Annotated in this window: 19 protein-coding genes; 10 read left to right on the top strand and 9 right to left on the bottom strand. The window is 35.2% G+C overall.

The window, feature by feature from the left end:
- Nucleotides 1–26: 26 nt before the first annotated feature.
- Both AC2CGN_RS12505 and AC2CGN_RS12500 read right to left on the bottom strand, forming a co-directional pair.
- The gene (locus AC2CGN_RS12505; RefSeq protein ID WP_484514125.1) at nucleotides 27–545 is read right to left on the bottom strand and encodes a zf-HC2 domain-containing protein; all 519 of its coding nucleotides are present in this window, start codon (nucleotides 543–545) and stop codon (nucleotides 27–29) included.
- Nucleotides 546–647: 102 nt separating this feature from the next.
- Entirely contained in the window at nucleotides 648–1,286 is a 639-nt protein-coding gene (locus AC2CGN_RS12500; protein WP_283870550.1) for a YfbR-like 5'-deoxynucleotidase, read from the bottom strand.
- Between the two features lie 172 nt (nucleotides 1,287–1,458).
- On the opposite strand from AC2CGN_RS12500, the gene AC2CGN_RS12495 reads away from it, so the two are divergent.
- Nucleotides 1,459–1,899 carry a hypothetical protein gene (locus AC2CGN_RS12495; RefSeq protein ID WP_286926576.1) on the top strand — a complete coding sequence of 147 codons (441 nt, stop codon included), beginning with the start codon at nucleotides 1,459–1,461 and terminating at the stop codon, nucleotides 1,897–1,899.
- Between the two features lie 35 nt (nucleotides 1,900–1,934).
- Here AC2CGN_RS12495 and AC2CGN_RS12490 read toward each other — a convergent pair whose 3' ends face one another.
- The 5 genes from AC2CGN_RS12490 to AC2CGN_RS12470 all read right to left on the bottom strand — a co-directional run bounded on the left by AC2CGN_RS12490 (nucleotide 1,935) and on the right by AC2CGN_RS12470 (nucleotide 9,466).
- Nucleotides 1,935–3,779: an FtsX-like permease family protein gene (locus AC2CGN_RS12490; protein ID WP_484514122.1), complete on the bottom strand. Its 1,845-nt coding sequence runs from the start codon at nucleotides 3,777–3,779 to the stop codon at nucleotides 1,935–1,937.
- A complete protein-coding gene (locus AC2CGN_RS12485; RefSeq protein WP_484514120.1) occupies nucleotides 3,769–4,530 on the bottom strand; it encodes an ABC transporter ATP-binding protein in 762 nt (253 codons plus the stop codon). Before AC2CGN_RS12485 ends, AC2CGN_RS12490 begins: the two co-directional genes overlap by 11 nt.
- Before the next feature lie 95 nt (nucleotides 4,531–4,625).
- Nucleotides 4,626–5,618: a sensor histidine kinase gene (locus AC2CGN_RS12480; protein ID WP_429986615.1), complete on the bottom strand. Its 993-nt coding sequence runs from the start codon at nucleotides 5,616–5,618 to the stop codon at nucleotides 4,626–4,628.
- Nucleotides 5,615–6,304 carry a response regulator transcription factor gene (locus AC2CGN_RS12475; RefSeq protein WP_429986616.1) on the bottom strand — a complete coding sequence of 230 codons (690 nt, stop codon included), beginning with the start codon at nucleotides 6,302–6,304 and terminating at the stop codon, nucleotides 5,615–5,617. The genes AC2CGN_RS12480 and AC2CGN_RS12475 overlap by 4 nt, the downstream gene beginning before the upstream one ends.
- Before the next feature lie 123 nt (nucleotides 6,305–6,427).
- Nucleotides 6,428–9,466 carry a hybrid sensor histidine kinase/response regulator gene (locus AC2CGN_RS12470; protein WP_484514117.1) on the bottom strand — a complete coding sequence of 1,013 codons (3,039 nt, stop codon included), beginning with the start codon at nucleotides 9,464–9,466 and terminating at the stop codon, nucleotides 6,428–6,430.
- A gap of 305 nt (nucleotides 9,467–9,771) precedes the next feature.
- Here AC2CGN_RS12470 and AC2CGN_RS12465 point away from each other — a divergent pair, with 305 nt between their 5' ends.
- The gene (locus tag AC2CGN_RS12465) at nucleotides 9,772–10,797 is read left to right on the top strand and encodes a GGDEF domain-containing protein (RefSeq protein ID WP_429983922.1); all 1,026 of its coding nucleotides are present in this window, start codon (nucleotides 9,772–9,774) and stop codon (nucleotides 10,795–10,797) included.
- Nucleotides 10,798–10,865: 68 nt separating this feature from the next.
- Here the strand turns inward: AC2CGN_RS12465 and AC2CGN_RS12460 are convergent, their stop codons facing one another.
- Nucleotides 10,866–11,996, bottom strand: coding sequence for a response regulator (locus AC2CGN_RS12460; RefSeq protein ID WP_429983923.1), 1,131 nt, complete (start codon nucleotides 11,994–11,996; stop codon nucleotides 10,866–10,868).
- Between the two features lie 52 nt (nucleotides 11,997–12,048).
- Nucleotides 12,049–12,237, bottom strand: coding sequence for a hypothetical protein (locus tag AC2CGN_RS12455; RefSeq protein ID WP_484514114.1), 189 nt, complete (start codon nucleotides 12,235–12,237; stop codon nucleotides 12,049–12,051).
- 293 nt (nucleotides 12,238–12,530) lie between these two features.
- On the opposite strand from AC2CGN_RS12455, the gene AC2CGN_RS12450 reads away from it, so the two are divergent.
- The 8 genes from AC2CGN_RS12450 (at nucleotide 12,531) to nhaC (ending at nucleotide 21,363) form a co-directional block, all read left to right on the top strand.
- A complete protein-coding gene (locus AC2CGN_RS12450; protein WP_054772406.1) occupies nucleotides 12,531–13,286 on the top strand; it encodes a LysM peptidoglycan-binding and 3D domain-containing protein in 756 nt (251 codons plus the stop codon).
- Between the two features lie 108 nt (nucleotides 13,287–13,394).
- Nucleotides 13,395–13,946 carry a superoxide dismutase family protein gene (locus tag AC2CGN_RS12445; RefSeq protein WP_283870560.1) on the top strand — a complete coding sequence of 184 codons (552 nt, stop codon included), beginning with the start codon at nucleotides 13,395–13,397 and terminating at the stop codon, nucleotides 13,944–13,946.
- Nucleotides 13,947–14,254: 308 nt separating this feature from the next.
- The gene (locus AC2CGN_RS12440) at nucleotides 14,255–15,250 is read left to right on the top strand and encodes a TAXI family TRAP transporter solute-binding subunit (RefSeq protein ID WP_429983924.1); all 996 of its coding nucleotides are present in this window, start codon (nucleotides 14,255–14,257) and stop codon (nucleotides 15,248–15,250) included.
- A gap of 141 nt (nucleotides 15,251–15,391) precedes the next feature.
- Nucleotides 15,392–15,907 (top strand): DUF1850 domain-containing protein, encoded by a 516-nt coding sequence (locus AC2CGN_RS12435; protein ID WP_484514111.1) that lies wholly within the window; start codon nucleotides 15,392–15,394, stop codon nucleotides 15,905–15,907.
- A complete protein-coding gene (locus tag AC2CGN_RS12430; RefSeq protein WP_484514110.1) occupies nucleotides 15,904–17,946 on the top strand; it encodes a TRAP transporter permease in 2,043 nt (680 codons plus the stop codon). Before AC2CGN_RS12435 ends, AC2CGN_RS12430 begins: the two co-directional genes overlap by 4 nt.
- Nucleotides 17,947–18,208: 262 nt before the next feature.
- Nucleotides 18,209–18,352 carry a hypothetical protein gene (locus AC2CGN_RS12425; RefSeq protein WP_484514108.1) on the top strand — a complete coding sequence of 48 codons (144 nt, stop codon included), beginning with the start codon at nucleotides 18,209–18,211 and terminating at the stop codon, nucleotides 18,350–18,352.
- Nucleotides 18,353–18,528: 176 nt separating this feature from the next.
- Nucleotides 18,529–19,644, top strand: coding sequence for an amidohydrolase (locus AC2CGN_RS12420; RefSeq protein WP_429980110.1), 1,116 nt, complete (start codon nucleotides 18,529–18,531; stop codon nucleotides 19,642–19,644).
- Nucleotides 19,645–19,917: 273 nt separating this feature from the next.
- A complete protein-coding gene (nhaC, locus tag AC2CGN_RS12415; RefSeq protein ID WP_429980111.1) occupies nucleotides 19,918–21,363 on the top strand; it encodes a Na+/H+ antiporter NhaC in 1,446 nt (481 codons plus the stop codon).
- The last annotated feature ends 43 nt before the right edge of the window (nucleotides 21,364–21,406 follow it).

The raw sequence follows: 21,406 nt of genomic DNA, 5'->3' as shown, positions 1-21,406 counted from the left end.
TTTTTTGAGGCAGCTCCCAATTTTCGCTAAAAGCTAATTTTCGTAAACCTACGTAAAAGAATCGCAAATGCAGAACCAATTAGTGCAAAAATGGTATGTAAAAGGGCAATATAGCCTGCACCGATCAACAGGGCCCCAAACTCCGTAAACGAGTAGTTAGTGATATAAAGCGGATTATTTATATTATTTATAATAGCCCATACGAAAACTGGTACAGAGCTGATGGTAAAAACGATCCAAATATTTTTATAAAAAAAATAAGTTAGACAGCCGAAAATTGCATAGGAAACAACAAAGCTTTTTTGATTGCCTAATAAGGATGAATTAATCGCAAACATAAAGGATAGAACGATAAAAATAATATGAAAAAAGCTGATTGTTCTTTTCATCGGTAAATGACTTGTTAACTGCTTTGAAGTGGCTAGCTGACGGCAATGCTCACAATTAGCTAAATGTTGTTCGACAAACTGTATAGTAGCTGCCTGAAGCGCTCGCTTATTATACAAAGGTAATAAATCCTCAACTATTGAACATTCCTTTGACAAAGACTTCCCTCCAATCCTCTTCTTTCATTATAAACTTTTTGGGGAAAATAAAAAAAGCCTTCCGTGAGTTTATTCATTCGGAAAACTTGTACATGCACCTTATTATGTTGAGGTTAATACCTCATTAGTGAGAGCTTGAATATCAATATGTGTCTTTTCCTTCACCGCATCCTTCAAAATTTCAGTACGGAAATAATGTACCGTTGCATCTAGAGGAATGGCTAAAAGCTTAGAAAGGGCTGATTGATACATATAAACAAATTCTTTGTCAGTGTTTCCTCTCTTTAATTCAGCAAAGGCCTCATAAAATTGATCTAGCTTATCGGCAAATTCAAGTAAACGACCCTCCAATGTGCTATCCTTACCCTCCTTCATACGCTCAAAGAAGACGGCTTGAAATTCCTGAGGGATTTCATTAATAATGAATTTTTCCATCATTTTTTCTTCCACATGTGCAAGCATTTGTTTGAGCTCAGGGCTAGCATGTTTTACTGGCGTCTTAATATCGCCGATAAATACTTCAGCAAAATCATGATTAATGGTCTTTTCGTAAAGTGCCTTCCAGTTTACTGTGGCGCCATTCATTTCCTCTAATGTGGCAAAAAACATAGCGTATTGTGAAACCTTCCAAGAGTGAGCAGCTACGTTATGCTCTTCAAATTTGAAGCGGCCAGGGCAACGAATAATACGTTCTAGATCATTTAGACTTGTAAAAAATTGATGAATTCCTATAAAAATCACTCCTTTTTGTTCTATAAGTGCATGTTACTATAAACCTTACCCTCTTTGTAAAGATTTCAAACAATTTAACAATGATTCAAGTGGCGTTTACAAAGGATTCACAAATGCTTCTAAAGTCGGGACATGTTGAATGCTATAATGAAGGGGACTGCTAATAAGGGGAGTTTGCACCATGATTTCTATTTATACACTTCTTCTTTATATACATATTGTAAGCGCCATTCTTTCAATTGGGCCATTGTTTGTAGTTTTACCAATTGTTAAGAAAATGAACACTGCGGCTCATATTGAAATGCCACCATATATCGAGGCCTTTAAGGGGGCTATTACCATTGTTAAGCATTCTGGGCATGTTCTTGTTGCGTCTGGCATTTTATTAATGTGGCATGCGGGCTATCATTGGAGTACATCGTGGATAGTCCTAACATTTCTAGTTATGTTGGCTTCTATTGTTTTTTTGGCAAGAGCATTCAAACCAACCTTAAGGACATTTAATACACCCGCCTATGACCAGAAAAAGTTTGCTTTATTGTTACGGAGAAAGGCATGGATGTATATCTGTTTATTACTAATTATGTTATGGCTAATGGTCGCAAAGCCTGTTCTTTGGTAAAGAAAACGCACTCGTGGAGGAGTGCGTTTTTTGTATTATATGGTGAGCAATCTTTTGAAATAACTCTTACGAATAAATAAGTAACTAATCATGAATAGGGCTAAAAAACTAAGAGAGCTTATCATGGAAACTTGTAAAAATGTGGTTGAAACCATCGCTCGCATGGCCAACAAAGTGATAAATAACATCGCAATGGCTATAGCAAATGGGACAAATATAAGGATTGCCAGTTCTTTTGAAACAACAGTGAATAATTCCTTTTGAGAAAGGCCGAGCTTGCGTATACTTGCGTATTTTTCCTTTTCCTGTATAAGGGTTGTTTGTAAATAAAAGTATAGTATACTCATAGCCGCACTTAAGAAAATAAGACTCAACATAGAACCGATAAAAAACATCACACTTTTTACAAACATTTCCGAATCATACAAAGCTATTTTGGAAGTGACATAACGATCATCAGGTAAAGATGGTATATGCTCCATAATTTTATCAGCTAGTTCTGTATGTTCTGTCCAATTAGCTAGCTCAAAGATATAGGTTTGATAAACAGGGAAGCGGATATGGTCATAAAGCTGGTCAGGTACAATAAAATAGGTGTTCTGGAAGCCAGTGGATAACAAGTTTTTTTCATCTATAGATGCAAGCTTTAGATTTTTAAGAATCTGGTCTTTAGGCATATTTGTTATAGGTTCTAAACCACGATTTCCAGCAACAGCTATAAATTCATCATCATGTAAGCTAACCGATTTATTTTTTAACAAATTATAAGTAGAAACAGACATATAGCCGAGTCGATCCTCTTCATTGGATTTAAATTCTATAAAATATTTCTGGGAATCAATTGTGGATAATTTCTTTTCTAGGTAATCAATATCGTCTTTTACCATATTTAGATCTGCTTTAGGATCAGCTATATATTGAAAGCTATATGGATAGTTTTCTTCACTATCCTTTGCAACATTGTAGTAGGAGCTAAATAAAATACTGGTACATAAAAATACACCGCTTAATAAAATTGTGATTAAAAACAGCATATTTGCATGAGATTTCATTTTTGCATTCAAATTAGAAACTAGTAGCATATTTGTTTTTCGCAAATAGGCTGGCGATTTCTCAAAAGCTTTTAGAAGGAAGCGCATTCCTTGCGATATGATGAGATAAATCGAGCAAAGGAAACTTATAAAAAATATTAAATAGTAAAGAATGCCGAGGCTTTCAACAAAATGATGATTGATTTTTAATAAATAAGCCAGTGTAGCTGAACATATAATACTAATGCCAAATAAATAAGGATGCTTTGGTATAGATTTTTCAATGATAGTGTCACTTTTTAAAAGCTGAATGGAGGCTTCTTTATTAATAAACCGAGTGACAACTTTTGAAATCACTACAAATAATCCAATGAATAATAAAATAGTAAGTACGATTGCTTTTAGAGGAAAATACATACTAAAAGTTTCAGCCTTTAAAACGACTTTGGCCCCCATTAAAAAAAGAGGGGTAATAACAAGACCAAAAACAATTGCTGTTATTATTGCCAAAGCACCTATTAAGATATTTTCACGAAAGATGAGTGTGCGAATTTGCTTCATAGATGCCCCAGTTATCATAAAAATCCCAAGTGTTTTTGTTTTTTTCTTTAAAAATGCCATGATCGAGTAAGTGATATAAATAAATGAAAACAAATAAACGAGCATACTCGCCAATAGTAGTGATATGGCAAGTGTTGAATCTGGATCTAAGCTATTTAAACTTGGATGAAATGCAATGATTGTAAAGAGAAAGAAAATAATGATTGAAAATACGCTACTAAGAAAATAGGAAATATATGTCCACTTATCACGCAAAATATTTTGCACAACGATATGATTAAAGCTCATGCTGCCCACCACCTAGAAATGCGAGTGTATCCATAATTTCCTGGTAAAACTGCTTGCGATTATGACCACGATGAATTTCGTTATATAATTTACCATCCTTAATGAAAATAATCCGACTGGCGAAGCTTGCAACATATGGATCGTGCGTCACCATTAGAATGGCAGTATTTAATGCTGTATGAATAGAACTAAATAGGTTCATCACATCGTTTACAGCTTTGGAGTCAAGATTGCCTGTAGGCTCATCTGCCAATAATAAAGTTGGTTCATGAATAACTGCTCGTGCAATGGCTGCTCGCTGTTTTTGCCCACCAGAAATTTCATAAATCCTTTTTGATAGTAGCTCTTCAATGCCAAGAAACTGAGACACATTTTTTAGGCGTTGGTTCATTTTATCGGCAGGTAAACTATCTAATGTTAGTGGTAATAATATATTTTCCTTCACGGTTAATGTGTGGACAAGATTAAAATCCTGAAATACAAAGCCTAATTCTTTACGGCGAAATTTAGCAAGCTCATCGTCATTTAATGTATATGGATTTCTACTATTTATAAGGATTTCTCCAGCAGTAGGGCGATCAATTGTGGACACACTATTTAAAAATGTTGTTTTTCCGCTTCCTGAAGGCCCCATAACTGCTACGAATTCATTTTCTCCAAGCTGAAAATTGATACCATTCAATGCTCTATAGGTGATTTCTCCGATATATTCTTTTTGTAGATTGGACACTTGTAGGATACTGTTTCCCATCTTCAACAACTCCTTATTTTAATTGAATAGCTCTATTATAAAAAAGGAGAAGTCATATACCTATTTAGCTATATGACGTCAATATGACAAAGTTGTCATATTACTTTTTTCCGCTTATTTGAAAAATCTATGGTAAAGGTTGTGGTATTGTTTAGAGATAGTAAAGTGAAAGGGTGCTCTAAAGAGGTTAGTATCTTCTTCACTAAATAGAGGCCAATCCCTGTTGCTTCACCACCCATTCGTCCTTTTGTACCTGTATAAAATAAATCAAAGACTCGGGAAATCTCGCTCTCAGGAATGGTCTCTCCCTCGTTTTTAATTTGTAAAATAGCATTGTCATACATGATTTGAATGGAGCTTTCAGAATCCCCATATTTAATAGCGTTATTGAGAATTTGATAGAGCGTAATTTTTAACCATTTCTGGTCTGAGTAAATAATAGGGTTGTCGTTGAATAATATTTTAGGGAAAATTTCCTTAGCGATGAAATAATCCTTTAAATCGTTGATTACCTCCTGAACCAGTTCCTTTAATAGGAGTGCTTCAATTTTTAAATCCGCAGCAAGATGGGAAGTACGTTCATAACTGAGTAGTTGGTTGAGGGTAAATGTCATCTTGTCACATTCATTCTTAATAATCTGCCACTCGGATGGATTATTTGCAGCAGCATTAGGATTAGATTGAATAATCAATTGAATCACCGATAGGGGTGTTTTCATCTGATGGGCAAAATGAGATAACACAAGCTGTCTTTCATTTCCTTGTTCTTCAAGTAGTTGCTGCTGAGTTAAATATAAATGCTGCATTTGACGTAGCTTTGAGCTATAGGCTTGTTCAATCCAAGCTTGAGGTTCAAATAAATGTAAATCATTATGTGTGAGGGTGTCGTTTTGTAAATGGGCATACAATTTCCTTCTACGAAAATAACGACCAACTAGCCAAATCGTAAATAAGAAGCTGACGAGAAAAATAAAATAGAAATAGTGCGATGATAAATCATCTAATACCTGTATTAGCCAAGGAAGAAATAGAAAGCTTATAGTGTAAAGGATAATGACACTTGCATGATCTCGAAAAAAAAGTTTCATTCTTCTACCTCCACTAATTGGTAACCAAGCCCACGAATGGTTTTAATCGCTAGCGAAGATTGGATGACTTCAAATTTTTTACGTAGACGGCCGATGTTCACGGATAAGGTGTTTTCCTCAACAAAGGTTTCATCATCCCAAATGGCACTTAACAGCTCTTGACGAGTAACAACATTCGGATATGAATCAAATAGTAACTTGCAAAGTTGCATTTCTTTTAATGTTAATAAGCTCTCCTGTTTTGCTGTTTGAAGACGAACAGTATCAGTATTTAAAGTTGTATTTGCAATGGTGATGATAGAAGAGTCAGAAGAAGCATATTCTCCATATGTACGACGGATAAGACCATTCACTTTTGCCATAAACACATCAAGTGAAAAGGGCTTAGTCATAAAATCATCTGCACCATTTTCTATACCGTAAACTTGATCAATATCGTTAATACGCGCTGATACAATGATGATCGGACATGTGGAAAGCTGGCGGATTTTCCGTGACCAAAAATAGCCATCATAGGTTGGTAGGTTAATATCCATAACCACAAGATGGGGTTGAATAGCCTGAAATTCTTCTACAATGTGATGGAATTGCTGGACAGTATAGCATTGAAATTGATATTTTGTTAATTGCTCCGTGATTAGCCTTGAAATATTAGCATCATCTTCGATTATGTAAATTTTGTACATAGTATCGACCTTTCTTTAGTTACCTTCTTTTATTGTACCCTGATTTTTTAAAATCTATGTAACTCTACATTATAAAGAAGAGCCACCACAAATCCAATTGAGAGTGTGGTGGCCCTTTTAAAATTAATTTTTGGGAATGCGGAAAGATATAGTTGTTCCTTTATTAAGTGTGCTTTCAATGTGCAATCTTTGTCCATAAATCCTTTTTAGGCGTAAATCAGTATTACGGATACCTATGCCAGAGTTAGTACTTTTATGATCGTTACCTGATTGTAATTCATGTAAGATGGTCGGATCTATACCAACACCATTATCAATAACACTTATTGCTACAAAATCAGGAGCATCTTTAATACGAATACAGACTGTTCCGCCCTTTTCCTGTTTTAATACGCCATGACGTATTGCATTTTCTACTAAATTTTGAATGGAGATAGGGGGAATATCAATATTTATAGGACTATCAATATCCCATTCGACATGTAGTAGTTGCCCAAAGCGCTGTTGTTCAATATAGAGATACGAGTTTACTAGCTCTAATTCTTCCTTAAGCGGAACAACTCGCTGCAGATTTCGCACATCAAAGCTTGCATGGAGATATTCACCAAAATGATGCAATAAGTTAACCATACGATCTGTATCGATGGTACTAAGTGATGCAATTGTATTTAAAGTATTAAATAAAAAGTGTGGTTGTATTTGGGCTTGTAGCCAAGCAGTCTCCAGTTGCAATTGTTGATGGATGCTATATTTGAGATCGATCAAAGCGCGGCTTCGAACCTTTAATTCAAGAGCATTAATAGGCTTTGTCACATAATCATTTGCCCCATGTGCAAAGCCAATGTAAACATCTTCCGGGTATTTTCGAGCTGTTAATAATAATATTGGTAATTCGAGTAAGGAATAATGCTCTCGCATCATCTCAATTAATGCATAGCCAGAGATATAGGGCATCATGGCATCAATTATAACCAAATCCCAATCGTTGTCCTTTAAAGCAGCTAAAGCCATTTCACTGCTAGTTACAGTTTTAACAGCATACTCGGTTGATGCAAATAAACTACGCATTATTGTTAAATTTACCGGATCATCATCAACCATTAAGATTTTGAATTGTTTTTCTGTTATAGAGGCTAGGATTTTTTCTTCTGCTGGAACTGCTGTAATCTCATGCTTTAAAGAGTTATGCTGATCCTTTACGTTTTCCATTGCTAAAGGCAAAGTAAAATAAACATCAGATCCTTTGTTAGGAATAGAATGTATTTTCAATGTGCCACCATGTAATTCAATAAGCTTTTTAGAAATTAATAAACCAAGCCCAATTCCATCATCATTTTCGTTTCCCTGCTCGTATGGGGAAAATAGCCGACTTTGAATCGAATCATCCATGCCTAAACCAGTGTCATGTATATGGATAACAGCCATATTCTTTTCTATATGTGCACTAATTTCAATAGAGCCAGCATCTGTATATTTAATAGCATTATGTAAAAGATTAAAAAGAATTTGGATTAAGCGCTTTTCATCAGCAAGTATAGTAGGAAATGATTGAGCAATAGTAGAATTCATGTGAATTTGTTTTCCATTTGTAATAAACCTTAGCATATCAAAAACCCCATATACAGCGCCTTGGATGCTAATAACTTTTTTATGAAGATGTAGATTTCCTTCTTTTAAGCGAGTGTAATCCAATATGTCATTTAATGTAAAGGACATACTTCTCCCAATATCAATGAGAAACTTAAGATTTTCCTGATCCTCAGCTACTAGCTTATTATTAGGATTATCATAAATGGACTGTCCTAAAGTAATCATTTTATTCATAGGATCCCACAGCTTCTGTGAACTACTTGATAAAAACTCATCCTTTAATTCATCATCCTTTTGTAATTTAGCCACTAAATCTTTAATTTGCTCTGTATTTTCAAAAAAGCGTTTAAACCAGTAACTCGAAAACCCAAGCATGATAAATAAATAGTCAAGTGGATAAACCGGTATATCAAAAACATATATAGATTTAATAAGCCCCCAGATAACGCCATTTGTTGTACTAAGAGCTGTAAGAGCAATAAAGACAGAGCTCTGTGTTTGATTTTCAATGTACTCTCTTAACGCAAAGGCGACTACAAATAAAAATGAAGCAGCATAAAGAATAAAGAACAGCAAATTTGATATATACAGCCATTTAATAGGTAAAAGTACAATCAATAGAGCTCCTAAAGCATATAAATGAAAGAACAGCTGAAAACATTTTGCATAACGATATTTGACTAGTAAAACACGCATAAATTGGACAAAGAAAAAAGAAGCCCCTAGATAAATGACTGACGATAGTTTAAATGACCAAGCATACTCTAAATGTAACCAATCTAATATAGAGCGATCAAAGGTTATTAACTCATCGGCTAAAGGCAATAGAAAGCCAACGGTGAACAGTAATACAATAGGTTTTCGATAAATAAATAAAAACACTAAAATGCTGAAGAGTGCGAATATGATGAGCATAATTGAAATAGTCGCAAGAGATAGCTTGGTAACCTGTTGATGATGTATCATAGCTGTTGCTGAGCTAAATAAAACTCTTTTACTAATAGTAGGACTTTCTGAAGTATCAAAATTAGATACGTGTAGTACTAAGTCCATTTCAGATTGCTCATTTGTAAAATAAACAGTATAAGGGGCAGCTTGACCTTTATGGCTTTGTGGGTTAGAAGCAACTTTGCCTGATTGCCCAACCAATTTACCATTAATATATAATGCTGAAGCTGTAGATACAGCTGGAATTCGAATAGCGTAATGGTTATCTTTAGCAGCATTCGTATTAAGTTGAATTTTTAAACGATATGTACCGTAGCTTTGTGCTATTTTCCCTGCATCTTTTATAGGAATCGTCCTATTAACGCTGGAAGAATAAGTGAGTGTACGATCGTTAATGGTTAGGGGATCTACTAAATCTGGATAATAGAGCCATTCTCCATTGAGATGAAGAACTTCATCTTCAGGTAACTGCTGATGTCGAATATCAAATATTCCTTCATGGGCGACAGGCTGATTACTAGAAGGAAGAAAATATGATAGCCATAATAGGCGAAGAATGGTCAGAGCAATAAATATTAAAACAATAGTAAGTACACGACTAGCGGTATTTTTAAACAGTGACATAAGGACCTCCTAAATGGTCTTCTGAATAAGAAAAAGGACTATATTTACCATGCCATGAAAATCAGAAAATGGAAATAATTAATTCTCTTAAAGAATACTTTAAGATATAAAGATGTTCACAATGTCTTAAATATAGTTCTTTTTGAGTTTCATTATATTTCTAAAGTCGGTTAAATTTAATTAATTGTTAAGTATTTTTTAAGAACTATGTCGTATGATGATGGAATAAATATATCAATTTTTATGAGTAAAAACATAGATAAGATTTAACGAAAAAATCATCTCAATGGGAGAAATGATCTATTGTGGGTAAATACAAGTTAAAGTTATCGTTTGTTATTGTGAGTATGATAATCATCGTTGTACTTGCGACATCTGGTGTTAGTATTTGGAGCAGCTATCGAAATTTTAACGACATTCTTATGCAAAATAAAAACACGATGCAAGAGAATTATGTAAGGGAACTTTCGGCCATGACCGAAAACTATATACAGGAAAGTTTAAATGACCCTAATCAAGCACAGTCCATTGAACATAATATGGAGCAACTGGTTGGTAAAATACATGATGAAAATACCATTTCATTTAGCACCTTTTTCAAAAGTATGATTGTTCCTTTATTCATTTTGTTTGTAATTATTTTGATAGTAGCAATATGGATTGCTTTAAAAATTGTACGACCTCTCCAAAAACTTTCTACTAGTGTAGAAAGAGCGGAAGGGGTTCAAGAGCTTGAAGTGATTAATGATTGGTATGATGAAGTGCGATCGTTAAAAGAAGTAGTAGAGAACGTTGTAATTCTTTCAGAAAGTAAAATATCTGACTTAACAAATCAGCTAAATTTAGACTCTTTAACAGGAATTCCTAACCGTAGAAGGATGGATCAAATTTTAAATGAATTAATTTTTAATAGAGTACCCCATGCAATAGTCTTAATAGATTTAGATGACTTTAAAAGTATAAACGATACATATGGTCATACTATGGGGGATGAGGTTTTAAAATCCTTTGCTAATCATATGCAGAACAACATTGGTAAACAGGGGATGTGCTTTCGCTATGGTGGGGAAGAGTTTATGGTCATATTACCGTCCGCTACAGTTGATATCGCTATTGAAATAGCTGAAAATCTACGAATAAAGCAGGCTTTACTAGATACCGCATGTGGACGGCCGGTAACATTGTCTGCAGGTATTACGGCTTTTACAACAAACATTATGAATCCGAATCAATTAATCTCCATTGCAGATCAGGCATTATATAAAGCGAAACAATCAGGCAGAAACTGTACCTGTGTCGTTGATGAGCTATCAGAAAAAATAATCAAATAAAAAAATGCAAAAAATAAAAGTATGCTATAAGTTACATCTAGCATACTTTTTTATATGAATAATAGTGGTTATAATTCCTGCGATAGCGCATTAAAAAGCTCCGTTGTTTCTTGATTTGGTAAAATTTCAAGATCATTTAACAAGGTATCTCTAAATTTATTGTAAATTTTTACAGCGCTTGCTCGATTATCTATATCGATATAGTGTTGCATAAGTTGTTGAATAGTTTTATCAGAATATGGATTATGTTCAAACGCTAAGAGTAAGACATGTTCTCGCTTTTTTACGTCATTTATGGCTGTATAATGGCCCTCAAGATTATGCAGCAAAAGCGTAAACTGGTTATTCATATAATTGGCTTTACTAATAATCCACGGATAATCTAGTGTAGCCATGTATTCGCCTTGATACTTTTGTATAAGTGCCTCAGCCTTCTCAATATTGAGCCTTCCACTCTCCATTTTCTCATTTAAGATCTGCTCTAAGTCATAAGCATCACATTGGAAATCTTCAAGCTGTAAAATATAACAGCCATTTGCATACTGAATCACATCTAAATAGCCTAATGTAGAGAGTGTTGTACGGAGATATGAAACGGTTGTATGCAATTGCACCCTAGCTTTCTTATAGTCTGTCTCAGTCCATAAAGCATCAATTATAGTATCACGAGGAATGAGGTTATTAAGATTAGAAAAAAGAAAGGCAAATAACTCCTTTGTTTTAACCGTTCTCCAAAGTACGGTTTTATCATCATAGGAGACAACGAAACCTCCAAAACATTGAATAGTCAATAAGGATTTTTGTTGATCTACTACAGGAAGTGACTTCTTTTCTTGGTGGAAGAGTGCTTGGATTCTATTTATGGTTGTCTCTAAGCGAGCTTTTGAAATAGGCTTTAATAAATAATCAAGTGAGTGGATTTCAAATGCTTGAATTGCATAATCACGATATGCTGTAACGAAAACGATATAGATGTTTGGATTCCATTCTTGGAGAAGATGTGCAACCTCTAAACCGTTCATGCCAGGCATTTCAATATCTAAAAATGCTACTTGAAAGGACAGGTTTGGTCCTTCAGCCATCAATTCTTTTACAGTTGTAAAAGTTTTAATAACCTCTATTGAATCAAACTCCTCTAACTTTTTCTCCATGTTTATAAGAGCTAATGGCTCATCGTCCATAACAATTACTCGAATCAAAAAGGGCACCAACTTTCAGATGTTTTTAACCTAAATCGAAAATGAGGATAGGTTAATATGAAATTTCTATCACGGTTCCTTTGTACATTCGATTGTTAGCAAGCTGTTGAGATTTATTGACAATCAATTTGACAATGATTAACAAGGTCATATTTAAATGGAGTGCGTCTCGCATTGCTTGTGGTAGTCTATTTTTTTGCAGCTTTAGCTCCTTAGAAACCAATATCGAATAAGTCTCCATCCTACATTCCTCCTTTCCTCTATTATCGGATGAAAACATTGTTTTTCCAACATTTAAAAGATGTGAATCATTAACATTTGTTTTAGTTTTTATCCCATAAAATTGTGTTATTTGCTAAATATATGATCGGTATTGTATATTTTTCTGTTTTTATAGTAATAATTTGTAATATCAGGTCCATTGTCCTGAGTTATTAAACGCATTCTCTAGCATCGATTGCATAGAAGAGCCTATCTCTAGCGTGCTAGCACCAGATTGCAAAAAAATAATAAAATATGGAGGTAATATGAAATATGAAAAAACAAGCATTTGCATTAGCTGTGGCATTGACCTTTAGTCTAAGTGTATTTACGGGTTCTTCCTCTGCTGAGGAAATAGACAGGGTTCAAATTGGCAACACACTTTGGGGAATCTCAAAAGTTTTTAATTTATCTATAGAAGAATTACAGCAAATAAGTGAAATAGATTCGACATGGATATATCCAGAGCAAACTTTAAGCATAGTTAAGGGTGATGAGAAGCCTAAGGATCAACATCTTATTGAAAAAGGTGATACTTTATTTAATATTGCACTCACAAATAATGTAACGATTGCAGAATTAAAGGAATGGAATAATCTCTCATCTGACTTAATTTTTGTAGGGGAGCAATTAGCCATTAAGGCGTCAGCGGCAAAACCAAAAACAAAACCAACCGTAAATAAAGTACAAAAGCCAGCAACAACTACAAAAGGGGGAAGTGCCGCAACAAAGGGGACAGGTAAAACATTAACGATGCGTGCAACTGCTTATACTGCATATTGTGAAGGCTGTTCAGGTATTACAGCAAATGGGACAGATATTCGATCTAATCCAAATTTAAAGGTAATTGCTGTAGATCCAAGGGTTATTCCTCTAGGCACAAAGGTTTGGGTTGAAGGTTATGGAGAAGCAATAGCGGCGGATACTGGCGGTGCCATTAAAGGCAATAAAATTGATGTCTTTATCCCTTCAGAGGGACAAGCCCGGAAGTGGGGCGTCAAGCAGGTAACAGTGAAGGTTTTAAATTGATGTCAGGAAAAGGGATATCTCTTAGGAGATGTCTCTTTTATTTTTTTAGATAAATCGAATAAGTGTAAGGATTGTTGGGAACCATCAGAAATAGAGGAGGTATTAATTATGAAAAAAATAAGCTTGGTATTTATGTCTCTATTGGTGTTTGTAGGAGGGTGTGGTTTTTTTGAAAAGAAAGAAGAGAAAGTGGCAGTTAATGCTAAATCCCCGCTGACAGCAACCGCAAAAGTAATCGGTAAAGATAATGAAAGCTATGGAAATGCGTATTTTCAAGAAGAGGATAATGGGGTAATGATGACGCTAGCGTTATCGGGATTGCCACCAGGGACGCATGGAATTCATATACATGCAGTTGGAAAATGCGAACCGCCAACCTTTGAATCTGCCGGACCACATTTTAATCCAACATCTAAAGAGCACGGGAAGCTCAATCCAAAAGGCTATCATCTAGGAGATCTTCCAAATTTAGAAGTTGGTGAGGATGGCAATGTGGATTTGAATTTTTTAGCTGAAGGGCTGACACTAGAAAAAAATGCGGCTAATTCGTTACTAAACGGGGAAGGTACAGCCTTAGTTATCCATGAATCCGAAGACGACTATAAAACAGATCCTGCTGGTAATTCTGGAGCAAGAATTGCATGTGGAGTCATTCAATAATAGTGAGTACTGTATCTGAAGGCAATTACTTTAGGTACAGTATTTTTTTGAAATGGTAAATAAATAGATGCCATTTCTGCATTTTTATACATATACATTTCGTTTTATTTTAAAGCGGAATTTATTAAGGTAGTAATTTATTGTTTAATAGAGAATATTTCAGGGTAATAGAGATATGATTAGAATTGGTTTGAAAAATGATTGTATGTTTATAAAATACTGAATTTACCATAAATTTATTGACATTATTATACTAAATTTGATAATTTTAAATAGATTATTAAATATAACCAAGGGGGAAGGTTACTATGAAGAAAAAGCGCTTTAATCTATTTCTGCTCTTAACAGCATTTGCACTCTTAATTCTGGCTGCATGCGGGGCCGATGGCGGAACAGGTACCAAGGATAAGGATAATTCGGTATCTTCTGACAAGCCAGCATCCGACATTAAATTAATGAGCTTACTTACAGGTGGAACACAGGGAACTTACTATGCATTAGGTGGAACATTTGCTGATTTTATTACTACAGAAACAGGTATTAAAACTACTGCTGAGGTATCACAAGCCTCTGCTGCAAACATGAATGCATTGGAAGCGGGCAAAGGTGAGATTGCATTTGTTCAAACAGATATTGCTTATTATGCTACTGAAGGAAAGTTAATGTTCAAAAAGAAAATTGATACAATTGCTGCTTTAGGTGCTCTTTATCCAGAGACGGTACAACTAGTTACAACTGAGGCATCTGGAATAAAGTCATATGCAGATTTAAAAGGAAAAAAGGTATCTGTAGGTGCACCAGGGTCTGGAACTTATGCAAATGCTGAACAATTACTTGAAGTTCATGGACTAACAATGAATGATATTAAAGCTCAAAACCTCGATTTTGGGGAATCCACAGATGGTCTTCAATCAGGTCAAATTGATGCAGCATTTATAACAGCTGGTACACCCACAGCAGCAGTTGAGGCATTAAATGCCACGACGAAAGTAAATATTATTGGTGTAGATCCTGGTAAAGCAGATGCATTAATTGAGAAATATCCATATTATGCAAAAGATACAGTAAAGGCTGGAACTTATGGTATTGCTAATGATACTGAAACAGTGTCTGTTCTTGCGATGCTAGCAGTGAAAAAGGATCTTCCAGATGATGTTGTTTATTCAATGACAAAGGCTATTTATGATAACGCAGGTAAAATTTCTCATGCAAAAGGAGCGTTCATCAAAGCAGAAACTGGTTTAGCTGGTATTAGTATTGATGTTCACCCAGGTGCACAAAAGTACTTTGATGAAAAGAAATAATGTATTAGCTAACAATCATCGCTTATAGTGAGTGAAAAGTAATTAATAAAGAGGCTCGGGTTGCGTAAAGCTTCGGGTCTTTTTTCTTACTTTAAAGCATGATGAAAAGTCAATAGCTTTTTAAGTGGAGGAACAAATGTTGTGCGACAGAGGAAAGTGCTTATAGTTTTTGCTATTTTATGTAGTATCTTATGCCTAGTTATTTTTCTTCCTTTCCAAAAGGTATTCGCATTTACGGAAACGCGTACTGTGCATCCAATACTGCATTTTATACCACTAACAACTGAGGAGACCTTTCAAATTAGATACACTCATTCTATTCATAAATCGGATGTGCTAGAACATTATCAATACATAGGTGGGAAGCGTATTCAAATGGTAGGAATGGAGTATGAAGATTTAGCAATTGGTATGCCGAGCAATGCTGAGGAGAATCAAATATTAACAGAGCGTAATGGTAGATATTATTTACAGTTTAACAACGAAATTATCGACAATTTTACAATATTTATTGGTGATTTAGATTTAGATCTTGTGTTGATATACGAGCACTATGAATATGATTTAAAAAAAGATTTACAAAGGGGTAGTTCTTATTTATTTGAGGTGAAGCGTTTATCACTTTATGAACAATGGAAAGGAGTAAGGATGAGATGACAAAACAGCAAAAATTAAAAGACAAAGAAAAAGTAGAAGAATTCGAACAAATATCTGCTGAGGAGCAGCAAGCAATCCTTGAGAAATACGATATAGAATCGAATGTACGAACAATTACTGGCATCATGAAGCATGTCATTTTCTTTGGACTATTAGCATTTTCATTGTTTCAATTATACACAGCAATCTTTGGTCAATTTCCAGCTCAAATACAGCGTACAATTCATTTAGGGTTTGGTTTAACACTTATTTTCTTGCTGTTCCCTGTTCGGAAAAAAGCTGCGAAGCATAAAATCGCATGGTTTGATTATATTTTAGCAATCTTATCCATTGTAGTAGGTTCCTATTGGACTATCAATTACACGGAGCTTGTTAATAGTAATGGAACGATTACACAAATAGATTTTATAGTTGGAATAATTGCTGTTGTATTGGTTCTTGAGGCAGCTCGTCGTGCAGTTGGATTGCCAATTACAATCATTGCAGTTGTGTTTTTGATCTATGCGTACTTTGGTCCATATTTTCCTTCATTTATGGCACATAGAGGTCAAGATTTAGAGAGTATCGTTAATCTTATGTATTATACGACTGATGGTATTTTTGGTACGCCAATTAGTGTTTCTGCTACATTCATCTTTGTATTCTTACTGTTTGGTGCTTTTCTAGTAAAGACGGGAGTAGGGCAATATTTTAATGATTTGGCAGTAGCTCTTGCAGGTAAATTAATTGGGGGACCTGCTAAAGTAGCGGTATTTTCCAGTGCGTTACAGGGGACAATTTCGGGAAGTTCTGTTGCGAATGTTGTAACATCAGGCTCATATACAATTCCTATGATGAAAAAGCTTGGGTATCGAAAAGAGTTTGCGGGTGCAGTTGAAGCAGCAGCCTCTACAGGTGGTCAGTTAATGCCACCAATTATGGGTGCAGCAGCATTTTTAATGGTAGAATTTATTGGACGTGGCATAACATATTGGGATATTGCGAAGGCAGCTGCAATACCTGCGCTGTTGTATTTTACAGGTATTTGGATTATGACGCATTTTGAGGCAAAGCGTGTAGGATTAAAGGGTTTACGTGATGATCAAATGCCAAATCGACGAGAGGTATTTACGAAAATTTATTTGCTGTTACCAATTATTGCTATCATCATATTAATGCTAACAGGTACACCAGTGATGCGTGCTGCTCTCTACGGCATTATTATTTCTATAGGTGTAGCAATGTTTAATAAAGAAACACGATTAAAGCCAAAAGATATTATTGATGCATTAGTTGAAGGAGCACGTACAGCTCTTGGTGTAGTAGCAGCAACTGCCTGTGCAGGTATTATCGTTGGTGTTGTAGTAAAAACAGGCTTAGGCTTAAGTCTCGCAAATAGTTTAGTATCATTAGCTGGAGGTAGCATTATTTTAACACTAATTTTTGTTATGATTGCCTCATTAATATTAGGAATGGGGGCTCCTACAACTGCAAACTATGTCATAACATCAACAATTGCTGCTCCTGCAATCGTAGCTTTATTATCACCGAACACACCACAGGAATTGGTGCCAGTAGTTATCTTATTATCGGCTCATTTCTTTGTGTTCTATTTCGGCATTATTGCTGATATAACACCACCAGTAGCACTCGCAGCCTTTGCGGCCTCGGGTATTTCTGGAGGAGATCCTATTAAAACAGGTGTAAACTCAGCCAAGCTTGCCATTGCAGCGTTTATTATTCCTTACATGATTGTCTTTTCACCTGCGTTACTAATGATTGATACTACGATACCACAAATTTTATGGGTCGTATTTACTGCAATTACTGGCATGGTAGCGATTGGGGCAGGAGTAATCGGTTACTGGTATCGTAAAATGCTTTGGGTAGAACGTTTGATAGCAATTGCTGCAGGTTTATTACTAATCTATCCAGAGAAATTCTCAGATTGGTCAGGGCTAGCAATTTTTATCATATTGTTTATCATTCAGTTTATAACACAGCATAAAGACATTCCCGGAAAAAAGGAAAAGAATGATACTAGTGTGACAGCGTCTTAAATACTTAATGAAATTTAACAGGAATCTGCTGATTATTATAGGGGATTAAACCATTGTATAAGGTTTATTTTCCCTATAGTTTTCATGTAGATTCTTTTTTACTTTCTGAAAAAATGAGTTATCCATATTATGGTTGATATTAATCTAATTAAGTGATTGGTTTTATATTTATTATGCATATGTAGCATTATTTGTTGCTTTTTTATAAAAAGGTAATGTATAATTCTATTATCAGAAAATTCTATTAAATTGAGGTGGTAAAATGAAAAAGCTGTTCATTTCAAAGTTTGAAACGTATTTAATGGATCAAGAGCCTGAATTAGTGATGGAAAAAGAAAAAAATGAAGAGCAGGCTACAATCATTCATTATGATGAATATCCACAAGGTTTTTTTACAAGTTTATAATATTTATTTGATGGACTGTGTGAAAGAGAATAAACTTTCAGCACGGTCCTTTTGTTTCATATATAAGAAATACGAAAATTGTATAAAATATTTGAAATATGGGTCGAATTACATATGTACTTTTCTGAAATTATTTCATGTATAATGAGTAACAAAAATGAGTATGAGGTGTAATGATGGCAGATGTTATATCGTTAGAAGATTCAATATTTCAATGGTTTGATCATTTTCATAAATTTCCTGAGGTAAGCTGGAAGGAATTTGAGACAACTAAAAAAATTGCGTCCATACTAGACGAATTAAATGTGTCCTATCGTTTATTAGGCGATGTGCCTGGATTAATTGCTGAAATTGGGACAGGGGATGAGATCGTTGCTGTTAGAGCAGATATTGATGCGTTGTGGCAAGAGGTAGATGGGAAATGGCAGGCGAATCACTCATGTGGTCATGATGCAAATATGACAATGGTTCTTGGTGCATTATTACTACTTAAAGATCTGCCATTGCAACATCGTGTTCGGTTTATTTTTCAACCTGCTGAAGAACTAGGAAATGGCGCCTGTGCAGCCTATGATCGTGGAGCAGTTGAAGGGGTATCGCATTTATTCGGTGTACATTTAAGACCGATTGAAGAATTGCCACTTGGAAAGGTTTCTCCAGCCATCCATCATGGTGCTGCTTATTTTTTAGAGGGAACAATTCATGGAATAGATGCACATGGTGCAAGACCACATCAAGGTAAGAATGCCATTGATGTGATTATGGCTGTTCAACAAATGCTGAACAGTATTCATCTATCACCGTTTGAACCATATTCTGCAAAACTAACAAAAATTATTGCAGATGGCGGTAGTACAAATATTATTCCAGGTAACGCTAGCTTTTCGATGGATATTCGCGCACAGCATAATCAACAGCTCGAATTACTCCGAAGTCGTATTGAGTCTGGTTTAAAAGCTATACAGTTACAGTTTGAAATTGATATGGACTGGAAGTGGATTGATTACACGCCAGGTGCTGAAGTTTCACCAATTGCAGCAGGAATGGCGAAAGAGGCAATCATTGAAACGTTAGGTGAGGAGCATTTAGCGGATGAAATTACTACACCAGGTAGCGATGATTTCCATTTCTACACGGTGAAAAAACCAGAACTAAAAGCGGCGATGATAGGTATTGGGGCTAACTTGGCACCAGGATTACATCATCCTAAGATGACCTTCGAGCGTAGTGCGCTAATCGATGCTGCAAAAGTACTTGCATGTGTATTAGAAAAAAAACCAAAATCCGAATAAAAAATAAAGCTATATTAAAAGATTATATTTTCTTTTAATATAGCTTTTTTGTATGAACATTTTACAAAATGTATGGATATACAAGGGTTTGCATTGTTTTTAATAGCTACTTGAAAGCGTTTTATTACGCTAAAATAGTGAGATTTGCTTGAGAGGCATAAATTTTTTGCGTTGACTTTTAATTTTTTGAATATTAAGCTAAAAAACGTAAAAAATTATTTGCGCCTTAAAAATTCGACAAAGTAATCAGGTGCAAAAAAAGGGGATGGGACCATGAAAAAAGAAATTAATGCTCTTTGGGCACTTTTAACTTTTGCAATTATGATTATTACAATGCTTATTACAGTAGTTGTATTAGAGCAAAGCCCTCACGTACCTCTTCTTGTTGGCACAACAGTAGCAGCAATTGTTGCCAAATTACATGGATTTAAGTGGATGGAAATTGAGGAAATGATGTATAAGGGCATACGCCTAGCTTTACCAGCAATTGTCATTATTATTTTAGTAGGTTTGACAATCGGTGCATGGATTGGTGGCGGTGTCGTAGCAACAATGATTTATTACGGCTTAAAATTAATTTCTCCAGCATGGTTCTTAGTAACAATTATGCTGTTATGTTCAATCGTTTCATTGGCGATAGGTAGCTCATGGTCTACAATGGCAACAATCGGTGTTGCTGGAATGGGGATTGGCTTAAGTATGGGAATTCCGGCAGCAATGATTGCTGGAGCTGTTATTTCAGGTTCATATTTTGGCGATAAGATGTCGCCTTTATCCGATACGACCAATCTTGCAGCAGGTTTAACCGGGACAGACCTTTTTGATCATATTAAGCACATGCTTTACACAACAATTCCGGCTCTTGTCATTGCGCTTGTTGTCTTTGGCATTATGGGAAGAAAATTTGCAGATGTCTCTATGAAGTCAGAAGAAATTTTAACAACTTTAAAAGTAATGGAGGAAAGCTTTGTTATTTCTCCTTTGCTATTACTTGTTCCAGTTGGTGTTATTGTATTAGTTGCAAAAAAAGTGCCAGCAATTCCTGCTTTAATTATTGGGATTGTTTCAGGTTTCTTACTACAAATTTTTGTACAAGGTGGTTCAGCAGCAAGTGCTGTACAAGCATTACAGGCTGGATTTGAAATCTCTACAGGTAATCACATGGTGGATGATTTATTTAACCGTGGTGGCTTAGATTCAATGATGAATACGGTTTCAATGACAATCGTAGCGATGACGTTTGGTGGTATTTTAGAATACTCAGGCATGTTAAAAGCGCTTATGAACGTTATTGTGAAATTTGCTAAATCTACAGGTAGTCTAGTTGCTTCAACGATAGCAGCTTGTATCACAACGAACGCTACATGTTCTGAGCAATATATTTCGATTGTAGTACCTTCACGTATGTTTGCAGGTGTTTATCAACAACGTGGTTTACATTCTAAAAACCTATCTCGTGCGTTAGAGGATGGGGGAACATTAACGTCCGTATTCTTCCCTTGGAATACTTGTGGTGTGTTTATTTTAGCAACATTAGGCGTAAGTGCTATGGAATATGCACCATATGCGATTCTTAACTTCACTGTACCTATTATTTCAATTATCTATGCTTATATCGGGTTTGCAATAGTAAAACTAACTCCTGAAGAAATTGCAGAGGCAGAGAAGCGTAAAAAGGAGCAAGAAATAAACGATGCGAATATGGCGGTAGTGGAATAATTCCATCCCATCTACTAGCTAACCGTAGTCTCGCAGATGCCAA

The sequence above is a fragment of the Lysinibacillus sp. DFXJR4 genome (assembly GCF_057196045.1).
Note: the sequence above shows the minus strand (reverse complement) of the source record. Positions and strands in the feature narration are given on the sequence as shown.